Origin of the sequence: Pedobacter nutrimenti (assembly GCF_003208655.1) — a bacterium.
In the GTDB taxonomy this organism is placed as follows: Bacteria; Bacteroidota; Bacteroidia; order Sphingobacteriales; family Sphingobacteriaceae; genus Pedobacter; species Pedobacter nutrimenti.
The window spans coordinates 704,888-720,193 of sequence record NZ_QKLU01000001.1 but is presented as its reverse complement, the minus strand read 5'-3'; the positions used below and the strand labels follow the sequence as shown (position 1 = coordinate 720,193).

Below are 15,306 nucleotides of genomic sequence, written 5' to 3'. Positions count from 1 at the left end.
TTTCTTTTAGGATAGGTGTTGTTTTCTGTTGCTGATATTTTAAACATCTGAAGTTAATAAAATTAAAGAAACAATACGTATAGGATCAACAATACTTATAAACACAATCCTTAAAAGGAAATAATGGGCTAAAAAGAACAGTTTATTCCTGGTTTTAAGCCCTGTTTGTCTTTGGTGAGCACTGCTTTACCCTTTGGAAAAGTAAGTATCCAGATGCTGTCATAATCGTCATCAGGCCATTTTCCGGTTTCCACGCCCAGGTAACTCACCAACGATTGGATCCAATGATGCTCCCAGACAATGAGTACGGTGCCTTGTTCTTTTAAAAGTGCCTTGCCGGTATGTTTATAGTCATCCTCTTCATAAGAAGAATTAATAGACAAATTGTATTTAACTGCAAAAGGCGTTATGGTTTGAAACATTCTTGACCTTTTGGTTTGGTCTCCCTGATGAATGGAGGGAATGTAGATGTCATCTGGTTTCCCAAATTTTTTGTACAACAGGCTTGGTAAAAGCAAAGAGCGGTTTAAGCCTTTGCAATTTAGGTTGTCGCCATTTTCAGGACGTTCCGCATGACGGATAAAAACAAGTTTAAGGTTTTTTGCCTGGGCAAAATTTTTCAGCGGAAGACTGATGGAAAATGAAAAGAACAGCAGGTATAGGAGCGGTATGCTTTTTAACTTCATGACTGTTGTATTAAATTGGCTAGAAGGGCTGTCCAGCCGGTTTGATGGGAGGCGCCCAAGCCTTTACCTGAATCGCCGTGAAAATATTCATTAAACAAAAGATAATCTTTAAATTCAGGATCTTGCTGCAACTTTTCATGCTCACCAAAGCAAGCCCGTTTGCCTTGTGGATCTGTTTTAAAGATATTGATCAGCCTTTGTGAAAGGGCGAGGGCAATTTCTTTTAGGGTAAATGCTTCACCCGAACCGCTTGGATATTCTATTTTAAAATCATCGCTGTAGTAATCATGAAAACGCAGCAGGCTCTGAATGAGCAGGTAGTTTACTGGCATCCAGATGGGGCCCCGCCAGTTGCTGTTGCCACCAAACATTCCCGAATCACTTTCTCCCGGCACATATTTTACTTTAAATTCCCCTTGTTCTGTCGGAAATACATAGGCTTCGGTTTCATAGGTTTTCGACAAACTTCTGATCCCGTAATCACTCAAAAATTCCTTTTCATCCAGCATTCTGTATAAAATCCTTTTCATTCGGTGGCCACGAAGTAAGCTCAGTAAATGCTTGTTGTCTGTTCCTTTTTCTGTCCAGCGCGAAACAAGAGAGGCCAGTTCAGGACGGTGTTCGAGAAACCACTGCATTCTTGTTGCAAAAGCAGGGAGTTTTTTAAGGGTTTCATCACGGATCACCTCTACTGCAAATAAAGGGATCAAACCCACCATGCTCCGTAATTTCAGTTTGACGGAGGGTTTTCCTTCAATAGAGAGGACATCGTAAAAAAATTCGTCTTCCTCATCCCATAACCCGCTATTGTCCGGGCCGAGGTTATTCATTACCGCACCTGCAATATAGAGGAAGTGTTCAAAGAATTTTGTGGCCATATCTTCATAAACCCGGTTATGTAAGGCCAGCTCTAGGGAAATGTGCATCATATTGAGCGCATACATGGCCATCCAACTGGTACCATCTGCCTGTTCTATGCTCATTCCGGCTGGCAGTTTCATACTGCGGTCAAAAACCCCAATATTGTCCAGGCCCAGGAAACCACCTGAAAAGATATTGCTTCCTTTATCGTCCTTCCGGTTTACCCACCAGGTAAAATTTAAAAGCAGTTTTTGGAAAACCGACTCTAAAAATGGGATATCTCCTTTGCCATTGTTCTTTTTTTGGTCTGCTTTATATACCTCCCAAACAGCCCATGCATGGACTGGTGGGTTCGTGTCGTCAAAATTCCATTCATATGCCGGCAACTGGCCATTAGGGTGCATGTACCACTCTCTGGTGAGCATCATCAGCTGCCCTTTTGCAAATGTGGGGTCGACCAGGGCCAGGCTCAGGCAGTGAAAGCCCAGGTCCCAGGAGGCATACCAGGGGAATTCCCATTTATCGGGCATAGAAATAACATCGGCATTATTGATGTGTTTCCAGTTCTGGTTTCTGGAAGTACTATGGCCAGCGGGGGGCGGGGGTTGCGCTGGATCTCCTTTTAACCATTTTCCTACATTATAATCGTAAAACTGTTTGTTCCAGAGCAGGCCGGCCAGGGCCTGACGATGGATTTCACCTTCCTGCTTTCCTCTGATGCCTGTTTGCAATGTATTATAAAAATGATCTGTTTCCTGTTTACGTAAGTCAAAGAGGGACCCGAAATCTGAAAAAGGCTTTTTTTGCATGCCCTTACAGAGTCTGAATTCCAAAGTGGCACACTGACCACCTCCCAGCTCAAGATCATAACAGGCGGCTGCTTTTGTACCTGTTGAAGCGGGGTTAACGACATTTTTTAAACCCTGAACTACATAATCATTGATGGCATCTTTATAATATTTTTTCCCGTCGTCATAATTGTACAATCTGATTGTATTGGTTTCATTTTCTGTGAATAGCCATTCTACGGGTTTTTCGGCATATAAGAAATAGGTTCCCAGTTCTTTACTGCTAATTTCTATCTCATTTTCGTTGTTTTCAAAAATAGAGGCATGCTTTTCATGATAACCCCAGGTCCATCGGTTGCGGAACCAAAGGGTAGGCAAAATGCAAAGTCTGGCTGTCTGGAGGGCCCTGTTGTGCGCGGTAATCCGGATCAGGATATCTTCCTGGGATGCTTTGGCATATTCTATAAAAATATCAAAATAGTTGTTGTCCTTAAAGACACCGGTGTCAAGCAATTCATACTCGGGCATTAACCTGGTCCGGCTGGCATTTTCTCGAACCAGTAAATCGTATGGATAAGCCTGCTGCGGATACTTATACAGCATTTTCATATAGGAATGGCTAGGGGAAGAATCCAGGTAGTAAAACAGTTCCTTTACATCCTCTCCATGGTTACCTTGTTCATTGTTCAGACCAAAAAAAATCTCCTTTATTATTTTGTCTTTCCCGTTCCAGAAAGCGGGTGCAAAACAAAGCAGTTGCTGGTCATCGGAAATTCCCCCAATTCCTTCTTCGCCCCAGCGCCAGGCCTTACTTCTGGCCATATCATGGTTGGTATATTTCCAGGCATCTCCGTCGGCACTATAGTCTTCCCTTACTGTTCCCCATTGCCGGTTTGACAAATAGGGTCCCCACTTTTTCCAGTTCTTTTGTTCAATACGATCCGATTCGGGATTCATAGTTCCGTTGTTTTTAAAATCATCAGGAAGCATTTTCACTGATCATCACATACAAGTCCGTTGCTGCACCATCAAAACGGATGCCATCGACAAAAAAGGTAGGGGTACCATTGACGCCGCTGCGTGCTCCACTTTCAAAGTCATTTTCTATTTTTTGAAGCACTTCCGGGCTCTGTTGGTCGTTCCGGAACCGTGTCATATCCAGGCCCAGATCAGAAGCAATCTGGATCAGGTGCTGCGCATTAAGCGTATCCTGTATGGCAAATATCCGATCGTGCATTTCCCAGTATTTTCCCTGTTTTGCAGCGGCCTCGGCCGCAAGAGCAGCATCATAAGCTTCGGGATGTGTGTCCCTGAGCGGGAAATTTCTGAAGGTAACAGAAACCGCAGTTCCGAACTGTTCCAGGATCTCCTCAACAATAGGCTCTGCGGCACCACAATACAGGCATTGAAAATCTCCGTATTCTACAATTTCCAGTTGAGGATTGCGGGCCCCCCTGGTGTGATCAGAAGGAGAGACCCCTGGTTTTAATTGTTCGGGCATAAACCTGGTATTAAACGTTTGTTTCCTTTAATTCTTCCAGCGCATCCAAAACCCCATCTGCTCCCGGATTAACTTCATCCGGTGCAAGGTAACTCCATTGTACGGTACCGGATTTGTCAATTAAAAACAATGCGCGGCTATTGTATCCTGCCTTTTCATTATAAACACCATATTGTCTGGCCACTTCGCCCTTGGGTTCAAAATCTGCCAGCAACTGAAAGTGTATTTTTCTGTGCGCCGTATAAGCCTTATGGCAAAAGAAACTGTCAACCGAGATGCCCAGCAAAACAGCATCTTCTTTATCGAAAATGGGCTTCATTTGACTGAACAGAGAAATTTCGTCACCACATACCGGACTCCAGTCGGCCGGATAAAAAAGCAGGACCACATTTTTTTTATTTTTAAAATCGGATAAGGATACGACTTCTCCTTCTGGATTCAATAATTGAAAATCAGGGGCGGGCGTGTTCTTTTTCAGCATAGGTTTTGATGTGTTTGACTGAAGAACTAAGCTAATAAATATTTATGGATCTCTATTAGAAATTTGGCAAATAAGCTCAAATTTTAAAACAGTAGCACGCAGTTATTTATCCCTGGTTTTGAATTCGATGGGGTAAGGTTGAAGTGAAATCCGATCCTGACTTCTGAAGCCATCGCCAACAATAAACTGATAGGATTGCCCGGCTTTTAGTTTCAGTTCAAAAACTGCTGTTTTTCCGTCTGGCGAAAAACTAATCAGTTTATTGATCTGGGGAAAATGATCCGGACCCAGACTACCATATTTAAAGTTTCTGATTTGCGTGTTCATGGGAACGGAGAATTCAATGCGTAGTTCAGTAGTACCAGGATCTACTTCCTGATCTTTGTTTTTGAAAGGGCCAACGCTGATGACCCTGGGTCTTTCTTTTTCGTATCGTGCTTTCAAATCTTGTACAGGTGCATTGAAATAGCCGGACTTGTCTACAAAAGCATATAATTCAGCAGGGTTGCTATAATCCAGTTCAATCATTTCTTTAATGGCCAATTGGTGATCAGTGGCCTGTTCATCGTATTTTTTGCAGATGTTGTAACCAACGTAATAACCCAAATCTCTTAAATTGAACTCATTTTCTTCATTTGAATACAACCAGTAGCCGGAAAACCAATTAAACATTTGACGGGAAAACCGGTCTTTTACTTTTTCCTGATCTAATGAAGGGTCACTGAGTGCTGGCAGGGCAGATTTTCTGCCAGTGGCTTTTACCGAAACATATTCTGCAACGCCCTCCAAAAGGGATTGTCCTAAAAGATTGTCTGCCTGATTCGTTTTTTGCTGGGTATGTACATATTCATGAACATTGGTCAGTACTGTATTTTCGGTGTTGTTGTTTTGCAAATAGGTAACCAGATTGGAGAAAGCTTTGGGAAATTCAGAGGTGATGGTGCTTTTGTCGGCCATGGCAATTTCACTTCCAATAAGCACCATATCCCTTAGCGTTGTACCGCCGGTTCTCAGGGCGCCTATGGTAAAGTAAATTTTTGCAGGTTTTAATGCAGGGTACAATTGCTTGAGCTGGTGAATTCCTGCGAAAATTTGTTTAGACAGGGTTTTTACTTTATAGGTGTTTGCCCTTACAGAGTTCCAGAACAGGGGATAATTGTTAATGGCATCTATATAAGATTTTGCTGTATAATTTCTGGCTTGTCCAATCGCTTTAAGCCCGGGGGTGCCTTTTTCCAGAAAAAAATTATTCAGGTACTGGTATTGAAGTGTGGTGTCTTTTGTAAGACGTATTTTATCATAAGCCGTCCAGAAATTATCAATATCAGTGGTAATAATCGTATTCTTCTCATTTTCCTGTGCGAATGACGAAGTTATAGCTAAAAAGAGGCTTAAGATAAGGAGTAGTTTCTTCATGTGGATATTTAGGGGGATAAGTTTATTGGGTATATGACACCCGAAATTTCAAAAAGTTGCATGAAAACCAACTGAATTCTTTTTAAATAAAAAAAGACCCTTTAAGGTCTTTCTTTATTTAAGCATTTTCCAAATCTGAAATGATCAGTTTTTTCATTTTCAATAATGCAGCCATTACCCGCTGTGCGCGTTCAGGTTCTTTTAACAGACTGCCCAATGAGGCAGGGATGATCTGCCAGCTGAGGCCATAACGATCAGTGAGCCAACCGCAGGCGACCTCTTGTCCTCCATGAGCGGTTAGTTCCAGCCAATAACGGTCAATTTCTTCTTGTGTCTCACATTCTACCACTAAAGAAACGGCATCATTAAATGTAAAACCATGATCTGCAGAACTGTCCATGGCCATGGCGGTAAAACCCTTGATTTTAAATTGTGCATGTTTGACAAAAGAAGTATCGTCCCCTTCATTTTCACCGTAATTAAGTATACCCTGGACATCCGACTGCGGGAAAAGTTTGGTGTAAAGGTTTATCGCTTCGGCTGCTTTACCCACCTGTGTACCTGTAAACATCAGTGTCGGGTTAAATTTTTGAGGATTGTCGTTTTTATTGCCGGTATACAGTTGCCAGGATACACCGTACTTGTCTTCTACCCAGGCATATTTAGGACTCCAGGGATAGGCATCCAAAGGCATCATGGTATTTCCTTGGGCACTTAATTTATGGTAATAAGCTTCGGTTTCTTCAGCAGTTTCGCTAATCACCATAAAGGAAATTGCAGCATTTGGACTGGAAGCCGGGCCATCTTTGAGCAGCATAAATTTTTGTCCGCTCAATTGAATTTGTATCACGTAAGGTGAAGTCTGGGTAATGCCGCCATTGCCAAATGTCTGGATATAAAAATCTGCAGCTTCTGCAATTTTGTCCTTAATGGCCAGGCAGGGATAAATTGAATTGTTCATAATACGAGGTCTTTGGTTAACTAAATTTATCTTTATTCTTGTAATTGCTCAAGTTATATTTCAAATTTATCAGTCTACAAAAACTTTTGCGCGGTGTGCTCAGGACAATTCACGGGGGATATCCTGCCAGAGATCATCTTCAGCTATTTCCCTTTAAATCCCTTTAACCTGAACAACAGGATGTTTTTACAAATGACACCGTTTCGTTTTACCGGAAGGATAACAGGAGGACTACATGTCGTGTAGTGGGAACATACCAGGTCTGCGTCATCTTTATGGTATAAACTGGAAGGGACAATATAATAAGCCGCACTCCCTTTGGTGGGTTGTTTTTTTGTTTGGTTGTACAGATAGTATTGATGAAGGTCAAATATTTTACCCAGTGCATAGGTTTGCTGGCTGGTAAGAGGGGCAACATAATAATCTAAATGTCCGGCAGGAAACCATTTTGTGATAACAATAGGGGCTGAGGCGGGCATATTTCCTTTGGAAACATCCTGTTTATATACAGAATCCACCAGTTCTCCGGTTTGTTTCCATCCATAAAGATCCAGCGTCGGATCTCCATGGCCATATTCCAAAGGATCTTTTTCCGGAGAAAGTGAGCCGGGATAAAAATTAATCAGAAGCAAACCACTGATGACAACAAGTACATAGGTAAACAGGGAGGCTTTAATGATTTTGGGTATACCGGCAGGATCATTTAAGGAAAGTTTTAAAGAAGCAAGTGCAATCAAACTGGCATAAGCTGGCCCTGACCAATGTGGAAGGGTATCGCGGAATAAAGAAAGAAATACAAGAACCACGATAAGTGGAAGGGAAGAGGCCAGAAGGATCAGGGTTTCTTTTTTAGGGGCAGGATAATTTCCTTTGAATACCGCAAACAGGCTTAGCCAGACCGTAAAAAATACAAAAGGATTGTTGTAAAGAATTTGTCCGGCCAACTCACGCAAAAAGCTTAAACCATTGATGCCGGCGTGGCTAAGACTAACCCTTTCACTGTGGTAGGTATAGGTTATAAAGTCGTGCTGGAAGTTCCAGATTACAATGGGTGAAATGAGGATGGCCGTTAACAAAGCCGCCATGTACATTCCGCTCTGCTTAAAAAAGCCAGGGTTTAGGAATAGGGCAGTCAAAGCGACCGTCAGCCATAGAAATATCCCATGGACCTTACATAAAATGCAAAGACCGGCAGCAAGGCCAAAAAGGCACCACAATTTAAAATTAGGTGAGTTTTTTTCGGTTGCCCGGTTTATTTTTAAAAGCAGGAAGATACTCCAAAGCCAGAATACCATTTGGGGGCTGTCGGGCAAAATAAATGTACCGGCAATGATGCTGCAATAAAAAGAAGAGGCATACAACAGGGCGGCATACCAGGCTGCACGCTGATGGGCTACAAATGAGGTCATGCGGTAAATAAGCAGTGTACAGATTCCTGAAGAAAGAATAGCACCCAGGCGAACAGCAACCTCCAAATGAATTGCCGAATTCAAGGTCGTTAACCGGATGAGCCAAGCTACAAAAGGCGGATGGTCAAAATAATTCCATTGGAGGTCCTGGGCATAGGTCCAGTAATAAACCTCGTCATTTCCGAGTGTCGTGTTGCAGGCAATCAGTAATTTTATAGCGGTGCAGGCCAAAACAAGCCACCAGACTTTAGCAGGGATTTCTCGCATATAAATTTAAAGGGCCTGCTGAGGTGTGGATTCTGCACCCTTTTTCTTGTAACCATATCTGATTACCCTCCAGAATTTCTGGTGATAAACCTGATGATAACTGAACAGGGCCGATAAAATGCCCAATAAGGCGCCAAACATTACATCCTGAAGAAAATGCTGGGCAAGATAGATCCGGGAATAGCCAACCATAATGGCAAATATGGCCATTAAAAATGAAATATTTTTCTTTTTGTAAACCAGTACCAGAGCAGTGCCCAGTGCAAACACCGAAGCCGAATGACCTGATGGGAATGAGTTTGAGCCGGCAAGACTTACACCTTCTACAAAGGATGTGTATTTTATAGCACTGAGCTCCAGAAACACTTTTGGACGGGGCATATGAAATAACCTCTTCAGGATCTGGGCTGCAAGTCCGGAATAGACATACGCCAAAAGGATACAAAGCGATTTTTTCTTTTTTCCAAATACTAAAGTCGCAGCAACCACAAGAAGGACAAAAATTCCGTCCCCAAAATTGGTGATCACTTTGAAAATTTCATCAAGCCAATGACGATGGAATTGGTTCAGGATTAAAAATCCATCGGCTTTGGAGAAGCAAATGTTAAATACAGATGCCGTTAAAAGAAATACAAGTAAAACGCCAAAATAGTATGGCCGTTTTAATATAGGTTTAATCATGCCTGCGGGGATGCTGCTGTACAGGCAAAAGTAAAAACCTCAGATAACCATAATATTAAGGAAACATCACCTCTACATTAACCTAGTTATTTAGATTTGAAAATTCAGTTTTAAAATTAACCGATACTGATTTTATTGCTTAATGGTCCTGATTGGGATCATGATTTGAGGGTTTGGGATAAAAATATTCGTTTGGGTGATGCGATCATTCAATTTTGTGCTGTTCAAACAAAACAACGATATGAAAATCCTGATTAAAACCCTGACTTTTTTTAGTCTCCTTTTTAGCCTGAATACAGGCTTCGCACAAAAAATTGAAATTGTAGTGGTGGGTTCCTCACACAGCAACCCAGAGGGATATGATGATTTTAATGTCATTATCTCCAAACTCAAAGCCTTTAAACCTGATATGGTTTTTGGAGAATACCTTTCTGCATCCGACTACAAGACCCTTCCAGCAGGAAACTGGGCTTATGATGCTTTTAAAATAGGAAGGGACTTTATTGCCAGACAACATCCTGACAGCAGTAAAAATCCTGAAAAGAAAATCAGACAGGCCAATAAATCACTGGCCAAGTTCGCCTATCTGCATAAACTGAGAATGGACCTTGCGTTGGATTACATGCAAATTGGGGACCGGGGCAATGCTGAGTATCAATTGTTTGTTATTGAAAATTATATGAAGAAAGGTTTCGCAGAACAAGAGATGGCTTATTACAAACGTCACTTCAATAGTCCAGATTCCCTGAAAAAAGCCCGTCTTTACCGTGTGGATTCAGAATATTCAAGGATTTATTTTCCTTTGATTTATGCTTTGGGGCAAAATGAGATTTATCCTATGGATTGTCAGAAATATGACGGGCCATGGTCCCAGGCCTGGAGTTCGGCGCGCAAAAGGATCGCTGAACTCACAAAAAAAGCCAATCAGGACAGTACCTCCGCAGAAAGAAAACTAATGGCTGAAATTGACAGGTATTCAACTATTACTGATCAGGACAAGAAAAATATGAGCCCGTCCTCTTATACCAATATGGCTTCCAAACGCTATGAAGCTCTGATTGATGCCTGGAATTTTTATGGCGGTACTTATTTTTTTGAATATCCTTTGTTTCCGGTTCAGGAAATTAAAGCGATGTACGCACAATGGGCATTGAGAAATGAAAACATGTGCGAAAATGTATTGAAGCAGGCGAAAGATAAAAAGGCTAAACGTATTGTCATCGGAGTAGGAGCTGGGCACAGAAAGACAATGGAAGATATTCTTTCCAGGGACCCTGATGTGAAACTAGTGAGTTACGCGGAATTGTAGTTTTTTAATTTTTTAATTTAATTGCAAACAGGTGTAAACCTGTTTGCAATTGTCAATCTGCATGAAACTGATTCTGATTTTGTGTGGTTGAAGGTATCTAATAGATTTTTTTGATTTCATTGCTTGTGAATTTTTTTTCCAGTGAAAAGGAATTAGTTTTGTTTTTTTAATAAAACAACTTTACGTCTTGAAAAAACTATTCTTCCTTTTTGTATTCCTATTTGCAGGATTTTCCACTTTTGCCCAAACTTTATATATTAAAACATACGGTAACCCCAAAAATGACCCCATCATTTTTATTCATGGTGGTCCAAGCGGAAATGCCACCTTATTTGAAGGTACCGCCGCTCAGAAGCTTTCTGAAAAAGGCTTTTATGTGATTGCTTATGACAGAAGGGGTGAAGGCAGATCGGCAGACCCGGGAGCAAAGTTTACCTATCAGGAAGCTTTTGATGATTTGAATGGTATTTTTGAAACTTATCACCTGAAAAAAGCAAATATTTTGGGTCATAGTTTTGGGGGGCTGGTTGCAGCACTTTATTCCGGAAAATATCCTCAGAAAGTGAAATCCCTGATTTTGGCCGGGGCATTGGTTTCCCAGCAGCAAACCTATGATCATATTTTGGATTCGGTAAGTACCATTTATAAACAAAAAGCCGATTCGGGTCAAATCAGTAAATTGCAGCTGGTCAAATCACTGGCAAAAAATTCTGCTGAATATCGTAAAGGATGTTTTGAATTGGCCGGTGAAAATGGTTTTTTTAAGGTTGCCCATCCAAGTGCAGAATGTGACCGGTTATACAAAGAATACCAGGAAGGCATTTTTAATAAAACAAACATCAGGAACAAAAATGCGCCTTTTGCGTTTTATAAAAATGAAAGCCGGAACAATATTGACACCAAACCTGTTTTAAGGAAGCTTAAGGAACAAAAAGTTCCTTTGTATGCCATTTATGGTAAACAGGATGCAATATTTTCGGCAGTACAAATTACAGACCTGAAAAACATCACCGGAAAGAATAATTTCGCTTATCTGGACAATTGTTCTCATTATCTTTTTGTGGACCAAAGGCAGATGTTTATAGATCAGCTGGCAAAATGGCTTAAGCCGCAAGCTCAGAAGGATAAAAAATCCTAAAATGGAAGAAAACAGGAAAAACCTGGTTGATTTTATCCGGAATGCTTTGCCAGTGGCAGAAGATAGAGTCCTTTCCATTTCCTCCAGTTTTGAAGCGGTACACGCAGAAAAAAATGACTATCTGTTAAAAATCGGTCAGGTTTCCAATGATTTTTTTTACCTGGAAAGCGGATTTTTAAGAACTTTCACTTATGATGCCAGAGGCAACGAAGTCACCACTGGTTTTTATAAAGCAGGCGCTCTGGTTGCAGATGTGGTTTCCTTCTTCAAACAAAAGCCAGCTCTGGAAGACATGCAGGCGCTGTCAGCATCAAAGTTATGGAGGCTAAACTATGCGCAGTTTCAGGTGTGGTTTCATACCGTCCCTGAATTCAGGGAATTTGGCAGGGCCAATCTGGTGAATGGATTTATTGCCTTAAAAGAAAGGACGCTTTCGATGATCAACCTGACGGCAGAACAACGCTATGAAAATCTGCTACGGACCAGGCCGGAGATTTTTCAGCAGGCCTCATTAAAGCATATAGCCTCTTACCTGGGCATTACCGACACCTCATTGAGCCGGATTCGCAAAGAAATTGTACGAAAATGATTTCTTGCCAAATGACAAGAGGGTTTTAATATGCATTTATGATCTTTAACCTAAAGAAAAATTAAAGATCATGGAACAGGTTTCAGTACAATTACAGGGTGTTTTTATCTTAATTACTTTATTAACTGTATTTCAGTTTTACAGGGCCACTGCTGCCCGAAAATCTTTTTTGCTGGTTGTGATCCTGTGGATGCTTTTGCAGCTTATATTGGGTTTAAAGGGGTTTTACTACTTGAAGGAAACCATTCCCCCAAGGTTCATCCTGTTGGTATTTCCACCTTTATTGCTCATCCTGATGCTTTTTGGAACCCCGGGAGGTAGAAGATATATGGATAAATTGAATACAGCAGAACTGACTTTACTGCACTGTGTACGCCTTCCTGTAGAAATTGTGCTGTATTTTCTTTTTATCTCGAAAGTAATTCCGGAATTAATGACTTTTAAGGGCTATAATTTTGATGTGCTGATGGGATTGACGGCGCCATTTGTCTATTACTTTGGGTATTTAAAAAGAAAACTATCCCGGACTGTATTGCTGATCTGGAATTTAACAGGATTGTGCCTTTTGCTAAACATTGTAGTTCTTGCAATTTTATCAGCACCGACACCATTACAGCGCATTGCTTTTGATCAGCCCAACCTGGCGGTCAGTCATTTTCCTTTCAACTGGCTTCCATCTGTAATTGTACCATTGGTTTTGTTTAGCCACCTGGCAAGTATCAGGCAGTTGCTGTTTAAGGATAAATAAATCTATCTTTTTGCCAGTTCAACAATATCCTTTACCTCTATATGGTGTTTGGAATAAGGGCTTAAACTGACTGCAATCATTGCCTGGGCAACCTCTTTAAGGGTACAGAAACCAGCGGGATAAAGCCATCGGCCAATAGGGTACATCCAGGCAATAAAACTATAAAAGCTTTTTACATTTTTTTGCCCTGGGCTTGATTTCATAAAACCCGGACGGAACATGTAGGCGTTTTTAAACAGGCGGAGCAATGCATTCTCTGTAGCCCCTTTTACCCTTGCCCAGGCAATGCTTCCCTGTTCGCTGGTATCGGTCCCGGCACCACTAACATAACAAAAAGTCATTTCAGCATTTAGTGTTGCCAAAAGCTGCCCGGTATGGAGTGTAAGGTCATAAGTAATGTGTTTATATTCTTCTTTTCCAATACCCACCGAGGAGATACCTAAACAAAAATAACAGGCATTATAGCCCTGAAGGTCCTGTGCAATTGATTCCAGATTAAAAAAATCAGCATGGATGAGCTCACGCAGCTTGGGATGTTGCAAACCACCAGGTTTACGGTTAATGACAAGAACCTGTTCTACTTCTGGATGTTCCAGGCATTCCAGCAAAACACCCTCACCAACCATACCTGTAGCGCCTGTTATAATGGCTTTAATTTTCATGTGCCCTGAATTATTTATCAGTTGTAATTTACGCCCTATTCATGAAAGGTGCAAGCTCTTAAATCACAGCTGATGTAAAAGTCTGGCAACGGAGGTTTCTTGGCCGCTCTGTCCGCTCCTGAAATTCACCTGTATGCCACATTTTGTCACCAAAAAGATCCTGAAAAAATAAGAATATTTCAGGCTCAGAGCAGGGCGGTATACATGTTTTACGGAGGTCTATAAATTCTTTTGAAAAAACTAGGTGACAATAGAATAATTATAAGGTGACAACACTATAAAAACTATATAAATGACCCTGTTACCACCCTGTTAAGACCCTGTTAGCACCCTGTTACCACCTAGTTATTTTTAAACCATAAATCTGCCGTTTATCCGCCTTTTTGCTAGGGGATAAATGACGGATCTGAAAGGATTTTCAAGAAGAAAGTGCTAGTCTTTTTTCTGTTGTTGATCTTGTTGTAAAAGAATCTTTTTAATCAGGGCAATTTGCCCCAGATGATAATGGGTATGTTCTATAATCCCCTGGATGTTCCGGTAATAAGTCCCGTACTTTTCATCTGTAAAATTTTCCCATAATTGCTCCTGAGGCAACTGTTCAATCAGGTCTGCAAAAATTTCAGCTTCTGCCCAGGTTTTCTCCTGCAGGTCCTGCCAGTCCTGTGCAGATTGAATGGGTGGTAAATCAAAACTATATTGATCACTGGCCTGTAGCGGGGCACCTTGTAATACCTTCAGCACCGCACTGACATAATAGTTTACATGGAATACCAGTGTGGCAATAGTGTTAAAGGAATGAACAGGGGTAATCGCCTGTTGCCAGCTGACATTTTTAAGGTTATCTTTTAGATTGGATGTTGTCCAGTTTCCTCCAAAATGGACGTCCCTTAAGTGTTTGGCAAGTTGTTGACTTAGGTTCATAATTCTGGGTTGTCGTTAATCTTAAACCTAAAATAAAAATTAAAGCAGATAACTGAAAATAAAAAGTTAATCGTTTTTGTTTCGAAATGACATTATATTAGAGGAAAAGCAATTATAATGAAGCTACCATGAATAAAAATGAGAAGAAATTTAAGGTGATCCGTTTTACTGCTGACCAAAAGCAGTATTACCCGGCATCCATGAAAAAACAGATCTGGATGGACCATCGTCATGTTAAGCATACTGAAGTTGACATTCCTTTGGGTAAATCGCGGTATGGAGGGCCGGTTATAGACCTGCCGCCCGGTCTGGAACATCCTGAAAATCTAAGGTTTGCAGCACAAATTGGTTTGAGTGAATTTTCAGCGTATGACAGTTCGGGGCTTCTTCCTGAAAAAGGTCATTTATTCTTCTTCTCTAATCTGATTGATGATACAGGTAAAGTATTTTATGTCGATGTCCCGAATGATCAATTGGTCAGACATATTTATGAACATGAAGACCATTTTTTCTTAGGGGTTTTGGTAGACCGGATTTTTGCAGAGGAAGAAAGCCTTGAAAGCCGGTTTATCGATGAGGAAGGAGAAAAGCAATGGGATTATTTTGCGGGTTCCGATCAGTCAAAAATATTTGGCATTTATACACATTGCCAGTATTCACAGCAAGAGATTGAAGCGGTTACTTTCTCTGACAAAATATTGCTGCTGCAGGTTGGGGAGGATGGTTTTAATGATGAGGGCGTTTTTAGCGTACTGATCGAACGAAATGATCTTGAAAGGCTCAATTTTGAGGACTGTGAGTTTGCATGGGGGCAATCATAATCCGGAACAAGTTATATTAACTTATTTCGGATAAAAAAAGCCCCGACACAGTCAGGGCTTTTTTGCA

At 41.1% G+C, this 15,306-nt stretch carries 15 protein-coding genes; 5 read left to right on the top strand and 10 right to left on the bottom strand.

The features are described from left to right. Positions 1 to 128 precede the first annotated feature (128 nt). The 8 genes from B0O44_RS02960 to B0O44_RS02925 all read right to left on the bottom strand — a co-directional run bounded on the left by B0O44_RS02960 (position 129) and on the right by B0O44_RS02925 (position 9,051). The gene (locus B0O44_RS02960; protein ID WP_110827192.1) at positions 129 to 686 is read right to left on the bottom strand and encodes a histidine phosphatase family protein; all 558 of its coding nucleotides are present in this window, start codon (positions 684 to 686) and stop codon (positions 129 to 131) included. Next, the gene (locus B0O44_RS02955) at positions 683 to 3,292 is read right to left on the bottom strand and encodes an MGH1-like glycoside hydrolase domain-containing protein (RefSeq protein WP_110827531.1); all 2,610 of its coding nucleotides are present in this window, start codon (positions 3,290 to 3,292) and stop codon (positions 683 to 685) included. The genes B0O44_RS02960 and B0O44_RS02955 overlap by 4 nt, the downstream gene beginning before the upstream one ends. A 22-nt stretch (positions 3,293 to 3,314) precedes the next feature. Further along, positions 3,315 to 3,836 (bottom strand): DsbA family protein, encoded by a 522-nt coding sequence (locus B0O44_RS02950; protein WP_110827191.1) that lies wholly within the window; start codon positions 3,834 to 3,836, stop codon positions 3,315 to 3,317. A gap of 10 nt (positions 3,837 to 3,846) precedes the next feature. Then, positions 3,847 to 4,317, bottom strand: coding sequence for a redoxin domain-containing protein (locus B0O44_RS02945; RefSeq protein ID WP_110827190.1), 471 nt, complete (start codon positions 4,315 to 4,317; stop codon positions 3,847 to 3,849). A 102-nt stretch (positions 4,318 to 4,419) separates the two neighbouring features. Next, complete coding sequence (locus tag B0O44_RS02940) at positions 4,420 to 5,733, bottom strand: hypothetical protein (protein WP_110827189.1); 1,314 nt, start codon at positions 5,731 to 5,733, stop codon at positions 4,420 to 4,422. 118 nt (positions 5,734 to 5,851) lie between these two features. Further along, on the bottom strand, positions 5,852 to 6,694 hold the full coding sequence (locus B0O44_RS02935; RefSeq protein WP_110827188.1) for a VOC family protein: 843 nt from the start codon (positions 6,692 to 6,694) through the stop codon (positions 5,852 to 5,854). Between the two features lie 143 nt (positions 6,695 to 6,837). Beyond that, entirely contained in the window at positions 6,838 to 8,370 is a 1,533-nt protein-coding gene (locus tag B0O44_RS02930; RefSeq protein WP_110827187.1) for an ArnT family glycosyltransferase, read from the bottom strand. A 6-nt stretch (positions 8,371 to 8,376) separates the two neighbouring features. After that, positions 8,377 to 9,051, bottom strand: a complete 675-nt coding sequence (locus B0O44_RS02925; protein WP_110827186.1) for a phosphatase PAP2 family protein — start codon at positions 9,049 to 9,051, stop codon at positions 8,377 to 8,379. A gap of 241 nt (positions 9,052 to 9,292) precedes the next feature. Here B0O44_RS02925 and B0O44_RS02920 point away from each other — a divergent pair, with 241 nt between their 5' ends. From B0O44_RS02920 to B0O44_RS02905, 4 genes are all read left to right on the top strand, one after another. After that, on the top strand, positions 9,293 to 10,360 hold the full coding sequence (locus B0O44_RS02920; protein ID WP_110827185.1) for a DUF5694 domain-containing protein: 1,068 nt from the start codon (positions 9,293 to 9,295) through the stop codon (positions 10,358 to 10,360). A 187-nt stretch (positions 10,361 to 10,547) separates the two neighbouring features. Further along, positions 10,548 to 11,498, top strand: coding sequence for an alpha/beta fold hydrolase (locus B0O44_RS02915; protein WP_110827184.1), 951 nt, complete (start codon positions 10,548 to 10,550; stop codon positions 11,496 to 11,498). Position 11,499: 1 nt separating this feature from the next. Next, a complete protein-coding gene (locus B0O44_RS02910; RefSeq protein ID WP_110827183.1) occupies positions 11,500 to 12,087 on the top strand; it encodes a Crp/Fnr family transcriptional regulator in 588 nt (195 codons plus the stop codon). A gap of 70 nt (positions 12,088 to 12,157) precedes the next feature. Further along, positions 12,158 to 12,835, top strand: a complete 678-nt coding sequence (locus B0O44_RS02905) for a hypothetical protein (RefSeq protein ID WP_110827182.1) — start codon at positions 12,158 to 12,160, stop codon at positions 12,833 to 12,835. Between the two features lie 2 nt (positions 12,836 to 12,837). Here B0O44_RS02905 and B0O44_RS02900 read toward each other — a convergent pair whose 3' ends face one another. Then, complete coding sequence (locus B0O44_RS02900) at positions 12,838 to 13,497, bottom strand: Rossmann-fold NAD(P)-binding domain-containing protein (RefSeq protein ID WP_110827181.1); 660 nt, start codon at positions 13,495 to 13,497, stop codon at positions 12,838 to 12,840. A 432-nt stretch (positions 13,498 to 13,929) separates the two neighbouring features. Then, on the bottom strand, positions 13,930 to 14,418 hold the full coding sequence (locus tag B0O44_RS02895) for a DinB family protein (RefSeq protein ID WP_110827180.1): 489 nt from the start codon (positions 14,416 to 14,418) through the stop codon (positions 13,930 to 13,932). 128 nt (positions 14,419 to 14,546) lie between these two features. Between B0O44_RS02895 and B0O44_RS02890 the strand changes: the two genes are divergently transcribed. Further along, positions 14,547 to 15,239: a DUF1963 domain-containing protein gene (locus tag B0O44_RS02890; RefSeq protein ID WP_110827179.1), complete on the top strand. Its 693-nt coding sequence runs from the start codon at positions 14,547 to 14,549 to the stop codon at positions 15,237 to 15,239. Positions 15,240 to 15,306 lie beyond the last annotated feature (67 nt).

Coding starts and splice junctions, on each gene's coding strand:
- B0O44_RS02930 (WP_110827187.1), bottom strand. CDS start 8,370: ATGCGAGAAATCCCTGCTAAAGTCTGGTGGCTTGTTTTGGCCTGCACC.
- B0O44_RS02945 (WP_110827190.1), bottom strand. CDS start 4,317: ATGCTGAAAAAGAACACGCCCGCCCCTGATTTTCAATTATTGAATCCA.
- B0O44_RS02950 (WP_110827191.1), bottom strand. CDS start 3,836: ATGCCCGAACAATTAAAACCAGGGGTCTCTCCTTCTGATCACACCAGG.
- B0O44_RS02910 (WP_110827183.1), top strand. CDS start 11,500: ATGGAAGAAAACAGGAAAAACCTGGTTGATTTTATCCGGAATGCTTTG.
- B0O44_RS02955 (WP_110827531.1), bottom strand. CDS start 3,292: ATGAATCCCGAATCGGATCGTATTGAACAAAAGAACTGGAAAAAGTGG.
- B0O44_RS02905 (WP_110827182.1), top strand. CDS start 12,158: ATGGAACAGGTTTCAGTACAATTACAGGGTGTTTTTATCTTAATTACT.
- B0O44_RS02920 (WP_110827185.1), top strand. CDS start 9,293: ATGAAAATCCTGATTAAAACCCTGACTTTTTTTAGTCTCCTTTTTAGC.
- B0O44_RS02925 (WP_110827186.1), bottom strand. CDS start 9,051: ATGATTAAACCTATATTAAAACGGCCATACTATTTTGGCGTTTTACTT.
- B0O44_RS02900 (WP_110827181.1), bottom strand. CDS start 13,497: ATGAAAATTAAAGCCATTATAACAGGCGCTACAGGTATGGTTGGTGAG.
- B0O44_RS02960 (WP_110827192.1), bottom strand. CDS start 686: ATGAAGTTAAAAAGCATACCGCTCCTATACCTGCTGTTCTTTTCATTT.
- B0O44_RS02895 (WP_110827180.1), bottom strand. CDS start 14,418: ATGAACCTAAGTCAACAACTTGCCAAACACTTAAGGGACGTCCATTTT.
- B0O44_RS02940 (WP_110827189.1), bottom strand. CDS start 5,733: ATGAAGAAACTACTCCTTATCTTAAGCCTCTTTTTAGCTATAACTTCG.
- B0O44_RS02935 (WP_110827188.1), bottom strand. CDS start 6,694: ATGAACAATTCAATTTATCCCTGCCTGGCCATTAAGGACAAAATTGCA.
- B0O44_RS02890 (WP_110827179.1), top strand. CDS start 14,547: ATGAATAAAAATGAGAAGAAATTTAAGGTGATCCGTTTTACTGCTGAC.